The sequence below is a fragment of the Flavobacterium sp. FlaQc-48 genome (genome assembly GCF_044007335.1).
GTDB lineage: Bacteria > Bacteroidota > Bacteroidia > Flavobacteriales > Flavobacteriaceae > Flavobacterium.
On the sequence record NZ_JBIPCR010000005.1, the window covers coordinates 60,853 to 80,025 of the forward strand.

General features: G+C 35.7%; 14 protein-coding genes. 7 read left to right on the forward strand and 7 right to left on the reverse strand.

The window, feature by feature from the left end; translation table 11 throughout:
• Positions 1–5: 5 nt before the first annotated feature.
• The 5 genes from ACHRWY_RS09690 to ACHRWY_RS09710 all read right to left on the reverse strand — a co-directional run bounded on the left by ACHRWY_RS09690 (position 6) and on the right by ACHRWY_RS09710 (position 8,998).
• The gene (locus ACHRWY_RS09690; RefSeq protein ID WP_395354154.1) at positions 6–1,622 is read right to left on the reverse strand and encodes an arabinan endo-1,5-alpha-L-arabinosidase; all 1,617 of its coding nucleotides are present in this window, start codon (positions 1,620–1,622) and stop codon (positions 6–8) included.
• 11 nt (positions 1,623–1,633) lie between these two features.
• A complete protein-coding gene (locus tag ACHRWY_RS09695) occupies positions 1,634–3,175 on the reverse strand; it encodes an alpha-N-arabinofuranosidase (RefSeq protein WP_395354156.1) in 1,542 nt (513 codons plus the stop codon).
• Between the two features lie 68 nt (positions 3,176–3,243).
• The gene (locus tag ACHRWY_RS09700) at positions 3,244–4,245 is read right to left on the reverse strand and encodes an arabinan endo-1,5-alpha-L-arabinosidase (protein ID WP_395354158.1); all 1,002 of its coding nucleotides are present in this window, start codon (positions 4,243–4,245) and stop codon (positions 3,244–3,246) included.
• Positions 4,246–4,361: 116 nt separating this feature from the next.
• Positions 4,362–5,924, reverse strand: a complete 1,563-nt coding sequence (locus ACHRWY_RS09705) for a RagB/SusD family nutrient uptake outer membrane protein (RefSeq protein ID WP_395354159.1) — start codon at positions 5,922–5,924, stop codon at positions 4,362–4,364.
• 29 nt (positions 5,925–5,953) lie between these two features.
• Positions 5,954–8,998, reverse strand: a complete 3,045-nt coding sequence (locus ACHRWY_RS09710; RefSeq protein ID WP_395354160.1) for a SusC/RagA family TonB-linked outer membrane protein — start codon at positions 8,996–8,998, stop codon at positions 5,954–5,956.
• Between the two features lie 568 nt (positions 8,999–9,566).
• Between ACHRWY_RS09710 and ACHRWY_RS09715 the strand changes: the two genes are divergently transcribed.
• Positions 9,567–10,256 carry an NUDIX hydrolase gene (locus tag ACHRWY_RS09715; RefSeq protein WP_395354162.1) on the forward strand — a complete coding sequence of 230 codons (690 nt, stop codon included), beginning with the start codon at positions 9,567–9,569 and terminating at the stop codon, positions 10,254–10,256.
• 336 nt (positions 10,257–10,592) lie between these two features.
• On the opposite strand, the gene fsa is transcribed toward ACHRWY_RS09715, so the two are convergent.
• On the reverse strand, positions 10,593–11,249 hold the full coding sequence (gene fsa / locus ACHRWY_RS09720; RefSeq protein ID WP_395354163.1) for a fructose-6-phosphate aldolase: 657 nt from the start codon (positions 11,247–11,249) through the stop codon (positions 10,593–10,595).
• 254 nt (positions 11,250–11,503) lie between these two features.
• Entirely contained in the window at positions 11,504–12,502 is a 999-nt protein-coding gene (locus ACHRWY_RS09725) for a GntR family transcriptional regulator (protein WP_395354164.1), read from the reverse strand.
• Between the two features lie 102 nt (positions 12,503–12,604).
• On the opposite strand from ACHRWY_RS09725, the gene ACHRWY_RS09730 reads away from it, so the two are divergent.
• From ACHRWY_RS09730 to ACHRWY_RS09755, 6 genes are all read left to right on the forward strand, one after another.
• Entirely contained in the window at positions 12,605–13,660 is a 1,056-nt protein-coding gene (locus tag ACHRWY_RS09730) for an aldose epimerase family protein (RefSeq protein ID WP_395354165.1), read from the forward strand.
• Positions 13,661–13,719: 59 nt separating this feature from the next.
• The gene (galK, locus tag ACHRWY_RS09735; protein WP_395354167.1) at positions 13,720–14,880 is read left to right on the forward strand and encodes a galactokinase; all 1,161 of its coding nucleotides are present in this window, start codon (positions 13,720–13,722) and stop codon (positions 14,878–14,880) included.
• Between the two features lie 16 nt (positions 14,881–14,896).
• Positions 14,897–15,946, forward strand: coding sequence for a UDP-glucose--hexose-1-phosphate uridylyltransferase (locus ACHRWY_RS09740; RefSeq protein ID WP_395354169.1), 1,050 nt, complete (start codon positions 14,897–14,899; stop codon positions 15,944–15,946).
• 287 nt (positions 15,947–16,233) lie between these two features.
• Positions 16,234–17,919: a sodium/sugar symporter gene (locus ACHRWY_RS09745; RefSeq protein WP_395354171.1), complete on the forward strand. Its 1,686-nt coding sequence runs from the start codon at positions 16,234–16,236 to the stop codon at positions 17,917–17,919.
• A 185-nt stretch (positions 17,920–18,104) separates the two neighbouring features.
• Positions 18,105–18,710: a hypothetical protein gene (locus tag ACHRWY_RS09750; RefSeq protein WP_395354172.1), complete on the forward strand. Its 606-nt coding sequence runs from the start codon at positions 18,105–18,107 to the stop codon at positions 18,708–18,710.
• 65 nt (positions 18,711–18,775) lie between these two features.
• Positions 18,776–19,168: a helix-turn-helix domain-containing protein gene (locus ACHRWY_RS09755; RefSeq protein WP_395354174.1), complete on the forward strand. Its 393-nt coding sequence runs from the start codon at positions 18,776–18,778 to the stop codon at positions 19,166–19,168.
• Positions 19,169–19,173 lie beyond the last annotated feature (5 nt).

The window sequence follows — 19,173 nt, forward strand, 5'->3', positions numbered from 1 at the left end:
TAATTCTAATTTACCTTTTTACCCCAAACCGGTAATCCGGCCGATGTTAGACCTGAATAACTCAAAGTCACTTTTCTGGTAGCTAGTTCCCAATCCCAGGCATCAGATACATTGCATTTTACTCCGTTAACGGTCAGGATTTTTTTGGTACTGTCGTACGACCAGGTTCCGTTTGCATCTCCACTCACTTTTTTATCTGCTGTTAAGTAAAGTGTTACTGATTTTTGAATGATTTTGTATTGGTAATTCATCGTTATTTGTTCCCAGGTTCCCACAAAACTGGCATCAGAAATTGTTGTGGTTGGTACTCCTGCATAACGTTCTGCTTCTACAACCGGCCATCCGTCTTCTGTCCATTGAATGCCGCGAACGTGCCCCATCATCACTGCATTCGATACTGCAATTCCCGGAACTCCTTCTGGCAAACGTGCCTGCGAAGCATAAAACCATTGCTTGGTTGTTGGATTTTGAAAGATTCCAACATGTGAGATTCCAACCCAGCCTGTATGGTTTTTAAAGGAGTAGGGATGTGTCAGCATCGGAAAACATTCTGCTCCATTTGTAATGCTGCTTCCGGTAATGGTTTGATAAGGTCCTAAGATACTCTTTGAACGTGCAACACGTGTATTGTACGCAACTGATAATTCATCATAAGCCAAAAACAAGTAATAATATTGAGTGTCCGGATTGTAAATAATTTCAGGTCCTTCGAGCGCCTGCCAACGGTTTGAATTTACGTTGCCGCGTCCTGCAATTCGTACTCCGTAATCGTCAATTGTTTTTAATTTATCCGGTTTTCCTGTTGCGGGATTCAATTTTAAAGCTGCAATTCCGGAATGCCAGGAACCGTAAATTAAGTACTGATCGCCTTCAGGAGTCTGAATAAAACTTGGATCGATAGCGTTAAATTTAAAATAAGCATCCCAGTCGTTTCCTCCGTTTCGAACGTAACTTTTTACGCCATCCGGTTCTGAGCAAACAACCATTCCTTTATCTGTCCAATTATTGGAAGCCAGGTCATCTGTTTCGGCTAAGCCAATAAAAGCGCGTTCTGTCCAGGAAGTATTCGTGTCTGTTCCCACAATAGGATTTGTCACTACAATGCTGTAATACATTCTGTAAATATTGCCCACTTTACGAACACAAGGTGCCCAATATCCATAGTTCGGATTGGTAATTGGGGGTAATGCCGGTGACATTCTGGCTCTTTTATTGTTCAGTGAATCTTTTACCCAGGCCGGAGCCTGTGTCATTGAAGATCCCATGAATTCCCAATTGATTAAATCTTTTGATCTTCTGTAGAAAAAATGCCCATTTCCTTCGTGCGCATTGCCGTAAGAAGCATCAGTTTGGTACATATAATAATAGTCTCCACATTTTTCTACTGTTGGATCGTGTACATTGGCTAAATTCCATTGTGCTCTGCTTCCCCAAGCTGATATTGCCGTATAATTATCTGCGTACGTTGGTCCGGGAAAAGCATTGGGAACCACTACAACCGGTGGATCAACAACCGGATCCGGATCTTTTGCAGGATCATCACCTGAACAACCCGTTAATGCAATTGCACAGAAAAGAAGTCCGATGCATGAGGTTGTTATTTTTAAAATGGAGTTTTTCATTTTTAAGACTTTTATTTTCCTTCTAACACCACTACTGAGAAAGGAGGAATTGTGATTTCTAATTTTCCTTTTTTGTTTTCGAAGCCTTTAAAAACTGTTGGTACAATTTTGTTTGGTGTATCGAATGAATTGTAATCCTGTAATTTGGCCGATGTTATAATGGTTCCTGTGAAGTTTTTAACACCCAGATCTTTTACATCAATTTCGATTGTATTTTTATTTTTTGCATCCACATTTACTAATGAAATATGTACTAATCCGCTTTTGTCTTTTGATGCCGAAGCCGATACTGCCGGAAGTGTTTCTCCGTTGAAAGTATATAATGGCGATTGAAAACTTACCGGCAATAATTTCGCATCCTGATGAACGCTGTACAATTTCATGACATGATACGTTGGCGTCGTAATCATTTTTGCTTTATCCGTAAGGATTACGGCTTGCAAGACATTTACACATTGTGCTAAGTTTGCCATACGGACCCTGTCAGCATGATTGTTGAAAATATTCAAGGTTGCTCCGGCCAAAACAGCATCTCTCATAGTATTTTGCTGGTATAAAAATCCGGGATTTGTTCCTTTTTCAACTTCATACCAGGCTCCCCATTCGTCTACAATCATGGCTACTTTTTTCTCCGGATCGTATTTATCCATAATAGCGGAATGTTTGGTTACCAATTCTTCCATTTTTAGAGCAGATTGCATAGTTTTAAAATAACCTTCTTCGGTAAAATTTCTATCATCTCCTTTTTTACCCCAGTCGATTACGGCATAATGATGTACTCCCACTCCGCCTAACATATTTAGCGGAATATTTTTCATTAAAACTTCTGTCCAGTTATAATCAGCGCTATTTGATCCGGAAGCGATGCGAGTAATTCCTCCTGTGTTTTCCCAGTCTGACATGAAAGTGGCATATTTGCGGTATTCATTAGCATAATATTCTGCTGTCATATTTCCGCCGCACCCCCAGGCTTCGTTTCCAATTCCCCAGAATTTTACTTTCCACGGTTCTGTTCTTCCGTTCTTTTTACGCAAATCACTCATCGGGCTTTTTCCACTAAAATTGGTGTACTGCACCCAATCAGCCAATTCCTGAACAGTTCCGCTGCCCACATTTCCTGATAAATAAGGTTCTGCTCCCAAAAGTTCACACATATTCAGGAAATCATGTGTCCCGAAGCTATTGTCTTCCGTTACGCCACCCCACCATTTGTTTACAATAGTTGGTCTTTCCAGCTGTGGTCCAATTCCGTCTTTCCAATGGTAAGTATCGGCAAAACATCCGCCAGGCCATCTTAAATTTGGAATTTTTAATTCTTTTAAAGCTTTAATAATATCATTTCTAACTCCTTTTGTATTGGGGATTTTGGATGTATCTCCCACAAAAAAACCTCCATAAATAGAACGCCCCAAATGTTCCGCGAAATGTCCGTAGATGTTTTTATTAATCGTTGGTGCATCTGCAGTGTTTTTGATCGTAACGATTGTGGTTTGATTTTGTCCGAAACTTACCTGAAGGGTAAAAAGAAATGTGATTAAAAGTGCTTTTTTCATATGTGGATAATATTTGTTTTTAAGTTATAAAGAGGAAAGTTTTATGAGACTTTCCTCTTTATAGTAATTTAATAAGAAAGTGTTGGCCATCCTGATGACCATGTAAAGTATACAATTTCAAGTTTTGGATTTCCGCTGTCAGCTCCGTCATAGTAATGAACCGATCCTTTTTGAGTTCCGACAATTCTGGATAAATGCCCAGGCCCGATATAATTTCCTTGTGTGGCTAAAACTGTTGTTCCTCCACCGTTTTTTAAATTGACGCCGTTTTTATCAACATATGGCCCAAACGGACTTGTTGAACGTCCCACTACGATATAGTATGTACTGTTTACTCCATTGCAGCAAGTACCCCGATTTACGAACATATAATAATAACTTCCTTCTTTGATTAAACAAGGGGCTTCCCAACTGGCACTGCTTCCGCCTGCTACAATGGTTCTGCTTCCTGTAGTTTTTCCTGTTGAAGGATTAATCTGGATAACACCAATACCGGCATGCCAGGATCCATAAGCCATATAGACATTACTTCCGTCTACCAGAATTGAAGGGTCAATCGCATTTACATCTGACGATGAAGATGATGAAACCACAACACCTCTGTCTGTCCATGTTGTTCCTGCCGAAGCACTAATTGCCGGGGCAGTTACTAATCCAATTGCGGAAGTGGCTGAGCCAAAAGTAGAACAGGAATAATACATGTTCCATCGATTGTTAAACCAGGCTACATCCGGGGCCCAGAATGTTTTGACAAATCCCGGCACATATCCTGTAATCCAGCCAGGGGTCGAAGTAAATACAGATGTTCCCCACGTCCAATTTACTAAATTTGCAGAATAGGTCATTGGGATATTATCTCCCGTTGTAAAAACATAATAATTGACTCCGCTTTTTACAATCGTACTTGGATCGTGGGAAGGAACGGTTCCGGTAACTGTTTTGGCGGTTAAATTTTTTGTTTGAGAATTTTGAATTTCAGCGTTTGTTTCTGCACTTGGAGAAACTAAATCTTCATTTTGACAACTCACTAATAATACTGCTAATAAAACCAAATTTGTAATTGTTTTCATTTGTGATATAATTTTAGTTACTGTTAAATTTACTGCTCTTGTATTCCAATTCTTTTTTAAGACATAATATCATATGGCAACTTTAAATCGCCATATGATATGAAGTATGTTACCTATTAATAACTATCATTTTGTTTTGTTCCCGGATTATTATCCATTTCTAATTGTGGAATCGGATAATATTCTCTTCCTGCTGTATAAGAATTAAACTCCGCATCTCTGGATTTTAACCAGGCTAATTTTGTCGTGTTCTCTAACCATCCCCAACGACGAATATCATCAAAACGGTGTCCTTCAAGAGGGAATTCTAAGAATCTTTCATGACCTATTTGTTCTCTCATCTGGTCTTGGCTCATTCGTGGTTTTGTAGTAGCTAAATCCGGCAAACCTACTCTGTTTCGTACCATTTGAATGTAATCGTATGCTCCCGGAGTATCTCCTGTTTCATTTAAAGTTTCAGCATACATTAAAAGAATATCTGCATAACGAAGCAAACGCTCGTTGATACCGGAACGCCAATCGTATTCGTCTGCAAATTCACCATCAGAATTTTGATATTTTCTACAAAATATATCATTTAAATCGGCCGGGCTTGAAGCATAGAAAGTGGCAAAATCTTTACCGTATAATTTCATTCCTCCCGGTTTATTATAAAATATTGTGGCATCTAAACGGGGATCAAGATCTCCTGTTTTTGTTTTTTCATCGTGAAATTCATTAAATAATGCCCAGGATGGCTGCACATCTGTCCACCCAAAAGCTCTTGGAGCATACGTAATGGCTCTTGCCGAAGTTTTCCCCCAGCCTGAAGCAGGAGCACCGCCCCAACCTAAATCAACTCCACCGGCAGATCTGCTAAATTGTACTTCAAACAGCGATTCAGAATTGTTTTCGTTTGCTGTTGTGAAGTTATCGCGATAGTTTGATACTAAAGAGTAAACCCCTAAATCGATTACTTGTTTAAATGTTGTTTTTGCATTACCAAAATCTTTTGTAAACAAGTAGGCTTTTCCTAAATATCCTAATGCCGCTCCTTTTGTAGCACGTCCTTTTTGACCTGCATCTATTCCTGAAATCCCATCATACGAAACCGGTAAAAGTTCAGCTGCAGTTTTAAAATCAGCAATAACCTGTGCCCAGCCTTCTGCTTGTGTTTTTTGAGGATGATATACTGCAACATCTATTGGTAACGGTACATTTTTGAACATGTTTACAGCATGAAATAAATACAGCCCTCTTAAAAAATAAGCCTGTCCTAAAATTCTGTTTTTAAGTGCTGCATCTTTAAACTCAATACCCGGCACATTGGTTAAAACCTGATTGGCACGGTAAATTCCCTGATAATAGGTTTCGTAAGCCCAGCCATAAATCGAAGCATCTGCTACGTTCGAATTGAATCTTCCTGCGTTGTACATAGATCCCCATGGACTGTTTGTACGGGCATCATCTGCTCTTGCATCTAATAATAAAGGCGTACTACGCATGTAAGTTCCATCTGTTAATAAACTTCCGTAAGCAGCATTTACCCCTTCAATAGCATCCTGATCTGTTTTCCAGAATGAACCTGCAGTTTCTACATTTGGATCAACCTGAAGCAAGTCTTCATTATCAACGCAACTTGTTGTTAAAACCGTTACGGAAAAGAAAACCGTTATATAGTTAAATATTTTATATTTCATTTTAATACGTTTTAATTGGTTAGGCTAGTTTAAAAATTCACTTCAACACCCATAGAGATTGTTCTTGGATTAGGGAAAGATCCCGCATCGTATCCTCTGGAAAATAATCCGTCATTGTAATTAAAATCCGGATCGTAACCTTTGTATTTACTAATGATCAATAAGTTTTGTCCGTTAATAAATATTTTTGCTTTCTGAATAAAAGTATCTTTAGGAACCGGAATTAAATATCCAATTTCCATTGTTTGCAATTTGATATAATCGCCGCTTTCAATAAATCGGTTAGAGTCTCTTGAGTTTGCATTTGGATCTCCAATAATCGGACGTGGTACATCTGTATTTGTATTGGTTGGAGTCCAGTAATTCAAAGCGTCAACGCTGCTGTTTCCGTATTGTTCTGTCATTAAATTACGGTACAATCCGTTGAATACCTTGTTTCCGCCGCTTCCCTGCCAAAACATAGAAAAGTCAAAGTTTTTATAATTAGCGCTAAAATTAAATCCATAGCTATATTTTGGAATGGCCACTCCCTGGAAAGTTCTGTCAGCATCCGTAATTTTACCATCGCCATTCACATCTTTAAATTTAATATCTCCAACGCCTGCATTGGTTTGTGTTGGCGAAGCTGCTAAATCAGCCGCATTTTGAAAAATTCCTGCTGTTTCATACGCATAAATTTCACCAATAGATCTTCCTACTTCTGTTTTTGAAGCGGCTCCGTAAATTGGATTTCCGTCACGGCCTATTTGTAAAACCTCATTTTTTAAAGTGCCTAAATTGGCAGAAATAGTATATTTAAATTCATGATGATTGTTGTTGTAACTTGCTGAGAATTCTAAACCACTATTTTTAACTGCACCCGCATTTGTTACTACGTTTGCCGGAAATGCCCCTGTTGAAAAAGGCAACGGAACTCCAATTAATAAATCAGTTGATTTTTTTTGATAATATTCTGCTGTAACTTGTAAATCGTTATTGAAAAATCCTAATTCAAGTGCGACATTCGAAGTCGAAGTTTCTTCCCAGTGTACATTTGGGTCAATGGCACTTACCACTGTTGTTCCCGGTGCTAATGCATTGTTGAAATCATATCCTGCAAAAGCATTAATGGTTGGTGAATAGGCATAAACTCCAATTGTATTGTTTCCTAAAATACCATAACCACCTCTAACTTTAATGGTATTCCACCATTCCGGTAAGTGCAAAAACTTTTCGTTGCTTACTTTCCATGCTCCTGAAAAAGAATAGAAATTACCTGTGTTATTTTCTTCACTAAAAAGTGATGTTTTGTCTTGTCTGAAATTTCCGGTAATGAAATAACGATCATCATACGAATAATTCAATCGGCTTAAATAAGAGATATTGGTAATGGTACTTTTGTACTCCCCTGCGCTTGTAGCATCAGCATATTGAATCTGGCTGATTTCTCCAGGCGTATATCCAACACCTCTTGACCAGTGTTTATAGAAATCCTTTCTTTCCTGAATCCATCCCGCCAGCGCCTCTATTTTATGTTTTCCCAGAGAAACTTCATACGTTAATAAATTATTTAAGAATGTTCTGGACTGATTTCCTGTTTCGACATCTAATGCAGCCTCATCATTGGTTGTAATGTAGTACCAGCCTAAATCACTTGGCGGATTAAATTTTCTGTTGTGCCAGTCCAGTCTGTCATAACTTGCATCCAGTTTATACTTTAATCCTTTTATAATTTCAAGTTCTCCCCAAATATCACCAATGAAACGATTTCTTTTTCCGTTATTACTCATTAGATTATTAAACCCAATTACGTTCATCGAAATGGCTCTTTGAGTTAAATTATCTGTTCCTCCATATCCGCCAAGTCTGTTTGGATCGTAAACGGGCATTGTTGGAACAGCGCCAAGCAAATCAACAATAGCAGATTGTCCGACATTATATTCGTTAAAATTCTCTTTGTCTGATTGAGTATAACCAATCTTGGATCCGTATTTAAATTTTCCTTTCTTACCATATAAATTCAAATTGGTCGACAATCTTTCATAATCCTGTGGAGAGTTTAGGTAGCTTGTATTTTTAAAATAATCTACATTCATATTATAGCCTAAATTTTCAGCTCCTCCATTCAGTGTAAGCGATTGATTTTGGATAATCCCGGTCTGAAAAGCCTCCTTTTGCCAGTCTGTATTTACATTTTTTATATAAGACGGACTCGTTGGGTCATTTCCGGGAGCAACTGTTAATCCGGCATTTAATTCGGCAGCAGTTGTGATTTTTTGATATCCGACCCTATCTGTCAAATCCCATTGTTTAGCCACATTCTGAAGCCCGACTAACGACTTGTATTTAATATCCAGTTTCCCGTTTTTACCTTTTTTAGTGGTAATAATAACCACTCCATTTGCCCCCTGAACACCGTAAATAGCCGCTGAAGAGGCGTCTTTTAATACCTGCATCGATTCAATATCTCCAGGTGCAAAATCATTTGGGCTATCTACAATCATTCCGTCAATAACAAAAAGAGGATTATTGTTTGTGAAAGAGTTAATCCCCCTAATTTTAACATTAACAAATCCACCCGGTTCACCTGACGATTGTACTGTAACACCGGCAACCTGGCCCTGAAGCATTTTTGCAGGATCATAGGTAATTGTTTTTTTCGCAGATTCCATATCTACAACAGCAATAGAACCGGTAAGGTTTGATTTCTTTTGGGTTCCATAACCTACAACAACTACCTCATTTAATTTATTGGTGTCTTCGCTTAATGCAATACTTATTTTGGATTGGTTTCCAACTGCGATTTCCTGATTTTGAAATCCTATAAATGAAAAAACTAAAACATCGTTTGGAGATGCCTTAATCGAATATTCTCCATCAAAACCAGTTGTTGAGACTGTTTTGGTTCCTTTTATTAAAACATTTACTCCCGGCAAAGGCAATTTATCCTGTGCCGAAGTAACAACTCCAATAATCATTTTGTCCTGAGCCGACATTTGATTAACAGAAAATAATAGCATTACTAGTGCTAAAAGCCATTCTTTTTTTGGCAATAAAAAATTGCAATAAAAAAATAATTGTTGGTTTGTTATCATATTGGTTGGTTTAAGTTAGTTAGTGTATAATTATAAGTGTTAATTCTACATTTGTAAATTTAAATAAAAAAAAAGCTTAAAAACAAATTAATATCACAAAAAAAAGCGCCAAAAAAAACGCATATCGTAAATTAAGTGTAATAACAACATTTAAATATTCGTAGTTTCTATAAAAAAAACAGCTTTTTGAATACGTTATTTGTGTAAAAACTACACTTTTAATCAAAAAGCCTCTTTTTAGTCAAAAAACGATAGGTTGAAAAAAAATTAAAAAGGAGTTGTTTTATAGCGGTTTGGAAGCGATAAAACATTAATTTTGTAAAAAAAAACTTATCGGCAGAAAGCATGTTTTACGATCTTTTTAGACCTTTTTTGAAAAAACTATCCTGTAACTGTCCTGTTTTCGTCTTAAAAAAAACATAAAAACAAAAAATGTATGTTATTTTTGTCCAAAAAGTCTTTTTTTTAACTCTTTTTTTGAGTAGTTGTTTTTGTAAGTGTAAAATCTACATTAATAAATTATGAAACCGATCAGGAAGTTTATATATTTACCAATAAAATATTGAGTATGCTAAACAGTTATAGCTCTGCAGATAAAGTCTTATTAGCAGTAGATTGTATCATTTTTGGATTTGACCACGAGGGGTTAAAAATCCTGTTAATTAAGAGAGACTTTGAGCCTGAAAAAGGAAAATGGTCTTTAATTGGTGGCTTTTTAAAACGAGATGAAGTATTAGATGATGCTGCCATCAGAATTTTAAATACCTATACCGGTTTAAACGATATTTACATGGAGCAGTTGTATGCTTATAGTGAAATTGATCGTGATCCTGTAGAAAGAACCATATCTGTTTCTTACTATGCCCTGATTAATATTGAGAACCATAATGCCGAACTGATTAAAAATTATCATGCACAATGGTTTAGTATTACAGATGCTCCCAACTTAATTTTTGACCATAACGAAATGGTGGAGCACGCCATTAGAAGATTACGCTACAGAACTTCAATAAAACCTATTGGCTTTGAACTACTTCCAGAAAAATTCACAATGCGCCAGTTACTGGAATTGTATGAAGCGATTTTGAGTAAAGAATTAGACAAACGTAATTTTATAAGCAAAATCAATTCACTGGAAATTCTAAATAAATTAGATGAAAAAGATATGCAGTCTTCCCGAAAAGGATCTTATCTGTACACTTTCAATAAGGAAAAATATGAAGAAAAATTACTTAACGATTTTGTGTTGAATTTGTAAAAGAGTTTAGCCACAGATTTTACGGATGAAACGGATCGACTCAGATTTTAATTTTTTTTTAAACTGAAAACCGTATCATTTTTTGTTGCGGATCTGGCAGGTATAAAAGTTAAAAAATTCCTCAAATCTGCGCGAGAAAACTGTTCACCAATAAAAAACAAACCCTGAAAGCCACAAACTTTCAGGGTTTTTTCTTCAAATAAAACTACTATTAAAAAACTAAACAAATTATTCTCTTTGAGATGAGTCCACGAATTAAAACCATTTTAACGGTTTTTAATTTTAAAAAAATCAGCGTAAACCGGTTTAATCCATTCTGTCCACGGGCAAAAATATCTAACTATTTCCTTTTTGATAGTCCGCCAGGAAAGTAGCTAAACCAATATCTGTTAACGGGTGTCTGAGTAAACCTTCAATCGCGCTTAGTGGCCCGGTGATCACATCAGATCCAATTTTGGCACAATTAATAATGTGCATTACATTTCGAACCGAGGCTGCCAGGATTTGTGTTTCGAAACCATAATTGTCGTAAATCAATCTAATATCTTCGATTAAAACCAGTCCATCTGTCGAAACATCGTCCAGACGACCAATAAAGGGTGACACATAAGTTGCTCCGGCTTTTGCCGCCAACAATGCCTGACCTACAGAAAATACCAGTGTACAATTGGTCCTGATTCCTTTATTTGTAAAATATTTGATTGCTTTTACCCCCTCTTTTATCATCGGGATTTTTACCACAATCTGCGGATGTAAAGCGGCCAGTTTTTCTCCTTCGGCAATCATACCTTCAAAATCTGTCGAGATTACCTCAGCACTTACATCACCTTCTACCAACTCACAAATTTTTACATAATGGTCTAAAATATTCTGAGCTCCTGTAATGCCTTCTTTTGCCATTAACGAAGGGTTTGTGGTTACTCCATCCAAAACACCTAAATCATTGGCTTCTTTAATATCTTTTAAATTCGCTGTATCTATAAAAAATTTCATTTTTTCTTTTATTTTGATGAATTAAAAATTGTTTTGTTTTAAAATTTTGATGCGTTTCTTCCTAGGTATACGCATCAATAAAACCAACCAAACAATAAGTGTAAAATTTACATTTACAAATGTATGTAAAATAATTTCACAAAAACAAAAAATTGTTTCCTTATTTTTTTAATTAAAAAACAAATGTATTGATAAGCAAAAACAATTTTAATTGTGATATAAACAACAATTGAAGAAAAAACCGCATTTAACAATCATAAAGAATTTCGAATAATCAAAGACGATTTATTTTCTATTTGTTCTTTACTGTTTTTAAGCACCATATTGGCCAGGATTTTTCCCATCATTTCAAAATGGGTAGAAATTGTAGTGATGCCGTTGGCAACAATTTTTTTTAATGGCGTTTCATTATAGGATATAATGCCAAAATCGGCTCCTAATTTCAGGTTTTGATTTCTCGCATTTTCGATGACACGCACCAGGTCCCGATCGTTGGGTATAATATATAAATCACCTGAAATGATTTCCCTGTTAGTGAATTCGGTGATAATTTCATACTCAAAATGATATTCTGTACAAAATGCTTCAAAACCAATTTTCATTCCGAGTGGTTCCCGGAATCCCGGAAAAATCAAAATCAGTTTTTTGTATTTGTTCAGTCTGGCTTTGCCTTTAATCAAACCTTCAACAATATCTTTTTGATGGTTTTGATAAATTGCGGGATATATTTTTAACTCAGGATTGGTCTGATCGAGTATAATAACTTCTCCTACTGGTAGGTTTTTTACAAAATTAGCTACATCGTTTAAGTTGGTAGGCATAATGATATACTTGGTATAATTTCCGTTACTGTCATGGATTAGCTTTTGAAAAACCTGCGGATTAAAATGATGAAAGAAAATATCGACCTGAACATTTTTTCCAATGTGTTGCAAAAACGAATTATAAATGTCCTCCTTAAAACTATTTAATTCGTCAAACAATAGGAAAATCTTTTGTTTTATAGTGATTTCTACGCTTTTAACGTAATATCCTTTACCCGGAATAGCATAAATAATGCCTCTTTTTTTGAGTTCGTCGTACCCCAATAATACGGTGTCCCTCGACAGCGAAAAAGCCAGGCAGACTTTATTTACTGACGGAAGCCTGTCTCCTTTTACCAATTTTTCTTCTTCAATCGCTTTTTCTATTGAAAGAATTATCTGCTTATATTTTGGCAAACCAATATTATTATGGATCGAAATAACATTCATAAAAAATACATTTTTGGGTGCAATATACAAAAACTGGTAGGTACTGGTATGTAAAAATAAAGATTGTTTCTATTTTTGGATTTCATTATTTGTAAAAATAGCATGGAAATTAAACACATATCGCATTTTCAGGACACCTCTGCTTCTAAATCATTTGGTTTGACGCCGGATCATGAAGAAATTCTTTCTTTTGAGTTATCAAATAAAAACGGAATGAAGGTCCAGCTTATCAATTATGGGGCAACCGTAACTTCATTACAAATTCCGGTTTCAGATGGTAAACTTGTCGATATTGTTTTGGGTTTTGATACTTTAGCTTCTTATTTAGCCTCTTATAACCTGCCAAGCGCTCCTTACTTTGGGACAACAGTGGGCCGTTATGCCGGAAGAATCAATAAAGGCCGCTTTACTTTGAATGATAAAAAAATCCAACTCAACATTAATAATAATGAGAATGCTTTACATGGCGGAAATATAGGTTTTGGCAAAAAAGCATGGAATGTTACTGATATTACTTCCGGCAATAATCCGTCGATAACTTTTAGCCTTTTAAGTGAAAATTTAGACGAAAATTATCCCGGAGCACTCCAGGTTGATTTGACCTATACTTTGACGGAAGAAAATGAATTAAAATTAGTCTATAAAGCGACGTCTACAGAAGATACCATTATAAACCTGACCCATCATAGTTATTTTAATCTGGATGGCCATCATGCCACTGTTTTAAATCAGACCATGTATATTGAGGCTGAAAAAATGTTAGAAACGGACTCAGCGAATATTCCAACCGGAAAATTTACTGCACTTTCTAATCATGATTTTGATTTCAGAACGCCAAAAAAATGTCCGGCAACTATTGATAACTCCTTTGTAACTGAACCATCACAAAATGCGGTGGCGAAATTATTCAGTTCCAAAAACAATTTGCAAATGAGCGTTTACACAAATCAGCCCAGCGTTCACATTTATGTAGGCGGAAATTGTTTTGGAATATTAAAAGGAAAAGGAGATGTTGATTATCATCCGTCAAGCGGAATTTGCTTTGAGACACAAAATTTCCCGGATGCGCCTAATCACGAACATTTTCCAGATTCGGTTTTAAAAAAAGGCGATGAATATTATCAGGAAACCATTTATAAGTTTGAAAATATAAACTAATATTTCGTTTCAAAAACAATTCAAAAAAAACAACTTATTACCCTTTCAACTCTATCCTAATGAATGACATTTTAATACAAAATACCACTTCTTTTTTCGAAAAATCTTTTGGATCAGCCCCTCAAAAAGTAGTACTTTCTCCTGGAAGGATTAATATTATCGGAGAGCATATTGATTATAATGACGGTTATGTTTTACCGGCAGCAATTGACAAGGTAATTTGTTTTGCATTCGAAAAAAACAACACAAAAAAATCAAGGATAATTGCCCTTGATTTAAATGAAGAGTTTGAAGCTGATTTGACTGAAGAAATTAAATTAAGCGATATTGTCTGGACGAATTACGTTCGTGGCGTTATCAAGCAATTGCAGGATAACGGATTTTTGTTTGAAGGTTTTAATTGTGTTTTTAGCAGTAATATTCCGGTTGGTTCCGGATTATCTTCTTCGGCAGCCTTAGAATGCGGGATGATTTTTGGCATTGCAGCACTTTTTAATTTAAAGATTGAGAAGGTGGATATGGCTTTATTAGGTCAAAAAGCAGAACACTGGGTAGGTATCAATTGTGGTATCATGGATCAGTTTTCAAGTGTGCACGGGCTTGAAAATAAGGTAATAAAATTAGATTGCAATACACTGGATTTTGAATACCACAATGCAGATTTTAAAGATTATTCGTTGGTTTTATTTGACAGTAATGTAAAACATTCCCTTTTTACATCTGAATATAATACGCGCCGAATTGAGTGCGAGCAGGGCTTAGCCATTATTGCAGCTCATTTTCCCGAAGTAAAAAGCTTCAGGGATTGTTCTGAAGAACGTCTTTTAAGCATTCAGGATCAATTTACCCCGGTGGTTTTTAAAAGGGTTCATTTTGTAATAAAAGAAATAAACAGGGTTATAAAAGCATGTGAGGCTTTAGATAACGGGAATATCGAACTTTTAGGACAATTGCTTTTTGAAACGCACTATGGCTTATCAGAAGAATATGAAGTAAGTTGCGAGGAGCTGGATATGCTTGTAAATACAGCAAAAACAGACGATTCGATCATTGGTTCACGGTTAATGGGTGGTGGTTTTGGAGGTTGCACCATAAATTTAATTAAAAAAGGACATGAAAATGAGGTAAAAAGTAAGTTTTCAAATCTTTATTTAAATACATTTGGGATTGAATTAAAATATTATGATGTAAAAATCTCAAACGGAACAACATTACTTTAATACCACAAAGACTAAAATGAAAAATTTTGACATTAACGAAGATCCTCACAGACGTTTTAACCCTCTAATTAATGAATGGGTTTTAGTATCACCTCATCGTGCAAAACGCCCATGGCAAGGACAAAACGAAACCATTACAACTGAAACTTTACCAAAACACGACCCGACCTGCTATTTATGTCCGGGAAATGTACGTGCAAATGGTGCAAACAATCCTGCTTACAACAGTAGTTTTGTATTTGAAAATGATTTTGCTGCCATGAAGCAGGACGAAATTATTTTTGAAGAAGATATCAAACATACTTTCTTTAAGGCCGAGCCTGAACAGGGAATTTCCAGAGTGGTTTGTTTTTCTCCAAGACATGATCTTACATTACCGGAAATGGAAGTTGACGGAATTGAAACCATCATTAAAACCTGGCAAAAAGAATACACGGATTTAGGAAAAATAAAATACATCAATCACGTTCAGATTTTTGAGAATAAAGGAAGCGTTATGGGATGTAGTAATCCGCATCCGCACGGGCAAATCTGGGCACAGTCATCCTTACCTACTCAGGTTGAAAAAACACAAAACAGCCTGAAATACTATTTTGACAAAAACAACAGGACACTGCTACAGGATTATCTTCAAGCCGAATTAAGAACGGGTGACCGTATTGTAATCGAGAACGATCACTTTGTCGCTTTAGTTCCTTTCTGGGCAATCTGGCCTTACGAGACTATGATTATCAGCAAAAGAGCGTTTAATAAGATTACTGATTTTACTGCTGAAGAAACTACTGCTTTTGCAAAAATTTTAAAACAGTTAACCATAAAGTACGATAATTTATTCAGCACTTCTTTTCCGTATTCATCAGGAATTCATCAGGCGCCAACAGACGGGTTAGAGCATCCGGAATGGCATTTTCACATGCATTTTTATCCGCCATTATTGCGATCTGCTACTGTTAAAAAATTTATGGTGGGTTACGAAATGCTAGGAGAAGCACAAAGGGATATTACGGCTGAAAAAAGTGCCGAAATTTTAAGACAACAATCGGATATCCATTACAAATTGAAATAAAACAAGTATGGGATAGCAGCTTTTAAGAAGGTCATTTTTAAATTTAACACAATAAATATTTTTATAAATGTAAAAAACACATTTGTTAGTGGTGTATTTATAATTATTTATTTTACTTTTGACTTTCGTTCTTATTTTCATAAAAAAATAACAGAATAAAAACACATATCTTATTTTAAACCAACATTAACCATAAAAACATAGTTTAGATTATTTTCTAAATCACTTTTTAAAAAACCATATTAAACAAACAATCACCTATACTAATTTTTAAAACACTACTAACAATGAACCAGAACCTCGCTTTCGCAGATTATGCGGTTTTTATTATTTACTTCATCGTAGTCTCTGTCTACGGTTATACCGTTTATCGCAAACGTAAACAGGACGAACAAGATGCTAAAGCTTATTTTTTGGCTGAAGGAAACTTAACATGGTGGGCAATTGGAGCTTCTCTTATCGCCTCAAACATATCGGCTGAACAATTTATTGGTATGAGTGGCGAAGGTTTCTTTTTAGGAATTGCCGTTGCAGCTTACGAATGGATCGCCGCTATTGCTTTGATTATCGTAGCCGTTTGGTTTATTCCGGTGTACCTTAAAAACAAGATTTACACCATGCCTCAATTTTTAAAAACACGTTATAACGAATCGACTGCGTTGATTATGGCGGTTTTCTGGTTGTTTTTATATGTTTTTGTAAACTTAACTTCCATTTTATATCTGGGAGCTGTTGCTATTAATGGTTTAGCCGGAGGAGAATATCTTCATGTAATTATGATTGGTCTGGCTGTATTTGCATTATTTATCTCTTTAGGAGGTATGAAAGTAGTAGCATACACAGACGTTATTCAGGTAGCGGTTTTGATCATTGGAGGTTTGGTAACTTCATACATTGCCCTTACAACTGTTGGACAATATTTTGGTGTTGGCGAAAATGCTATTGCCGGATTTAAAGTTTTAATGAAAGAAGCGCCAGAACATTTCAAAATGATTATCCCAAAACCAACTGCAACATCTTCTCAACTGGATATCGATAAATATTTAACTTTCCCTGGTTTGATGTCTTACCTTGCCGGTATCTGGATCATCAACTTAAACTATTGGGGTTGTAACCAATACATCACACAAAGAGCTTTAGGTGCTGACCTGCAAACTGCCCGTACAGGTATTTTATTTGCCGGTATGCTAAAATTATTAATGCCTGTAATTGTGATGCTACCTGGTATTGCGGCTTATGTATTATACCAAAACGGACATTTACCACAATTGGTTGGAGGAAAAGACGGAGCTTACTCAGCAGTATTGACGTTCCTGCCAACGGGTTTAAAAGGACTTTCGGTAGCAGCCTTAACTGCTGCAATTGTAGCTTCATTGGCCGGAAAAGTAAACAGTATCTCGACTATCTATACTTTGGATATTCATAAAAAATACATCCAGAAAGAAGCTGGCGAAAAACAACAGGTAAACATTGGTAGAATTGCCGTTTTTGCTGCCATGCTTTTAGCGGTGTTGTTTACATGGAATGATATTTTAGGAATTGGCGGAGTGGGTGGATTTACCTATATCCAAAAATACACCGGATTTATCAGCCCGGGAGTTTTCGCCATGTTCGTTCTGGGTATGTTCTGGAAAAGAACTACCGGAGCTGCTGCCATTGTGGGTGTGATTTTAGGATTTGTATTATCTGTACTATTCAACGAATATGCTCCAATGCTATTTGGAAACGAAACCTTGTTATACACTGCTTATCCTAACGGAAAAGGAGCTTTTGAAATTCCGTTTCATATTTGTATGGGATTATCATTCCTGTTTACCACACTGGTAATGGTGGCAATGAGTTTTGCCGGACCAAAAATCAATCCTAAAGCATTTGAAATAGATGCTGAAATGTTTAAAGTAAAACCACAAACTACGGTTTTAATCGTAATTACATTATTGATTATCGTGGCTTTATACGTTAAATTCTGGTAGTATAATTTTTTACTATATATTTTTTGAAGAAAGAAAGAGGATGCCATTTGGTATCCTCTTTTTTGGTTTATATAATTTTAAAATGCTTATCGTCAAAGAAACATTTTCATAATTTGTTTTTTCTTACAGAATTTCACTTACATTTGGTCGCGAAATATTTAACTAATTAACCAACATTAAAAAAAATGAAAAAACTAATTTTTGCATTATTCCTTATTTCCGGAATTGCTTTTGCACAGGACATGAAGGTCGTAAAGGGTAACTTTGACTTTTTAAAAGACCAAACTGAAATTAACACTGAATTTGATTATAGTAATTTTACTATGATGAAAGAAAAAAAATCGGAAGCGCAATATGTAGAAGAAAGAACTGCCGAATTAAATGAAAAAACAAAAGGAAACGGAAACATCTGGCAAAAGAAATGGGTTTCTGCAAAAGAATCAATCTGGACCCCGAAATTTTTAGAAATAGCAAATGTTGTTCTTGCTAAAGAGAAAAAAAATATAAACTTTCAGGAAAGCTTAACTACTCCTTATACTTTAATTGTACAAACGGTTTGGGTTTATCCGGGCTGGGATGCCGGTATCATGAAACAGCCTGCAAAAGTTACTACCAATTTAAAATTTGTTGAAACGGCAAACAGATCAAATGTTTTATTAGAGATTACAAGTGAAGAAGCTCCGGGAGATCAATGGGGAAATAATTACAGTAACGAATCCCGAATTGGAGAAGGATATGCCAAAACAGCAAAATCACTTTCGAAACTGATCCTAAAAAAAGCCTATAAATAGTATTCTACCAAAACATTTGTTTTTTACCAATACCTATTCTAAAGAATTTTAAATACCTTTGAAGTATGAGTACAGCAACCAAACCCAAACATATTGGCAGAAATATAAGCCGTATCAGAGAACTGCGCGGTATTAAACAAGAAATACTTGCAGAAGCTATTGGAGTAAGTCAACAAACCGTTTCCAGCATCGAAGGAAGCGAGGAAATTGACAATAAAAAGCTTGTAGAAATAGCAAAAGCGCTTGGAGTTACAGTAGAAGCAATTGAAAACTTTTCAGAAGAAAATATGATTAATTATTTCAATACTTTCAACGATAGTCCTAATAACTTCTTTGGAAATAACAATACAACCTGCAACTTTAATCCTCTTGATAAAGTTGTGGAACTTTACGAGCGTTTAGTTCAGGTTGAAAAAGAGAAGAATGAATTTTTAGAAAAAATGCTAAAAGAAAAATAATATTC

Bases quoted from the DNA above. Each gene is read 5' to 3' on its own strand.
- ACHRWY_RS09725 (WP_395354164.1), bottom strand. From the start codon at position 12,502: ATGAATGTTATTTCGATCCATAATAATATTGGTTTGCCAAAATATAAG.
- ACHRWY_RS09690 (WP_395354154.1), bottom strand. From the start codon at position 1,622: ATGAAAAACTCCATTTTAAAAATAACAACCTCATGCATCGGACTTCTT.
- ACHRWY_RS09730 (WP_395354165.1), top strand. From the start codon at position 12,605: ATGGAAATTAAACACATATCGCATTTTCAGGACACCTCTGCTTCTAAA.
- ACHRWY_RS09745 (WP_395354171.1), top strand. From the start codon at position 16,234: ATGAACCAGAACCTCGCTTTCGCAGATTATGCGGTTTTTATTATTTAC.
- fsa (WP_395354163.1), bottom strand. From the start codon at position 11,249: ATGAAATTTTTTATAGATACAGCGAATTTAAAAGATATTAAAGAAGCC.
- galK (WP_395354167.1), top strand. From the start codon at position 13,720: ATGAATGACATTTTAATACAAAATACCACTTCTTTTTTCGAAAAATCT.
- ACHRWY_RS09750 (WP_395354172.1), top strand. From the start codon at position 18,105: ATGAAAAAACTAATTTTTGCATTATTCCTTATTTCCGGAATTGCTTTT.
- ACHRWY_RS09705 (WP_395354159.1), bottom strand. From the start codon at position 5,924: ATGAAATATAAAATATTTAACTATATAACGGTTTTCTTTTCCGTAACG.
- ACHRWY_RS09740 (WP_395354169.1), top strand. From the start codon at position 14,897: ATGAAAAATTTTGACATTAACGAAGATCCTCACAGACGTTTTAACCCT.
- ACHRWY_RS09710 (WP_395354160.1), bottom strand. From the start codon at position 8,998: ATGATAACAAACCAACAATTATTTTTTTATTGCAATTTTTTATTGCCA.
- ACHRWY_RS09755 (WP_395354174.1), top strand. From the start codon at position 18,776: ATGAGTACAGCAACCAAACCCAAACATATTGGCAGAAATATAAGCCGT.
- ACHRWY_RS09700 (WP_395354158.1), bottom strand. From the start codon at position 4,245: ATGAAAACAATTACAAATTTGGTTTTATTAGCAGTATTATTAGTGAGT.
- ACHRWY_RS09695 (WP_395354156.1), bottom strand. From the start codon at position 3,175: ATGAAAAAAGCACTTTTAATCACATTTCTTTTTACCCTTCAGGTAAGT.
- ACHRWY_RS09715 (WP_395354162.1), top strand. From the start codon at position 9,567: ATGCTAAACAGTTATAGCTCTGCAGATAAAGTCTTATTAGCAGTAGAT.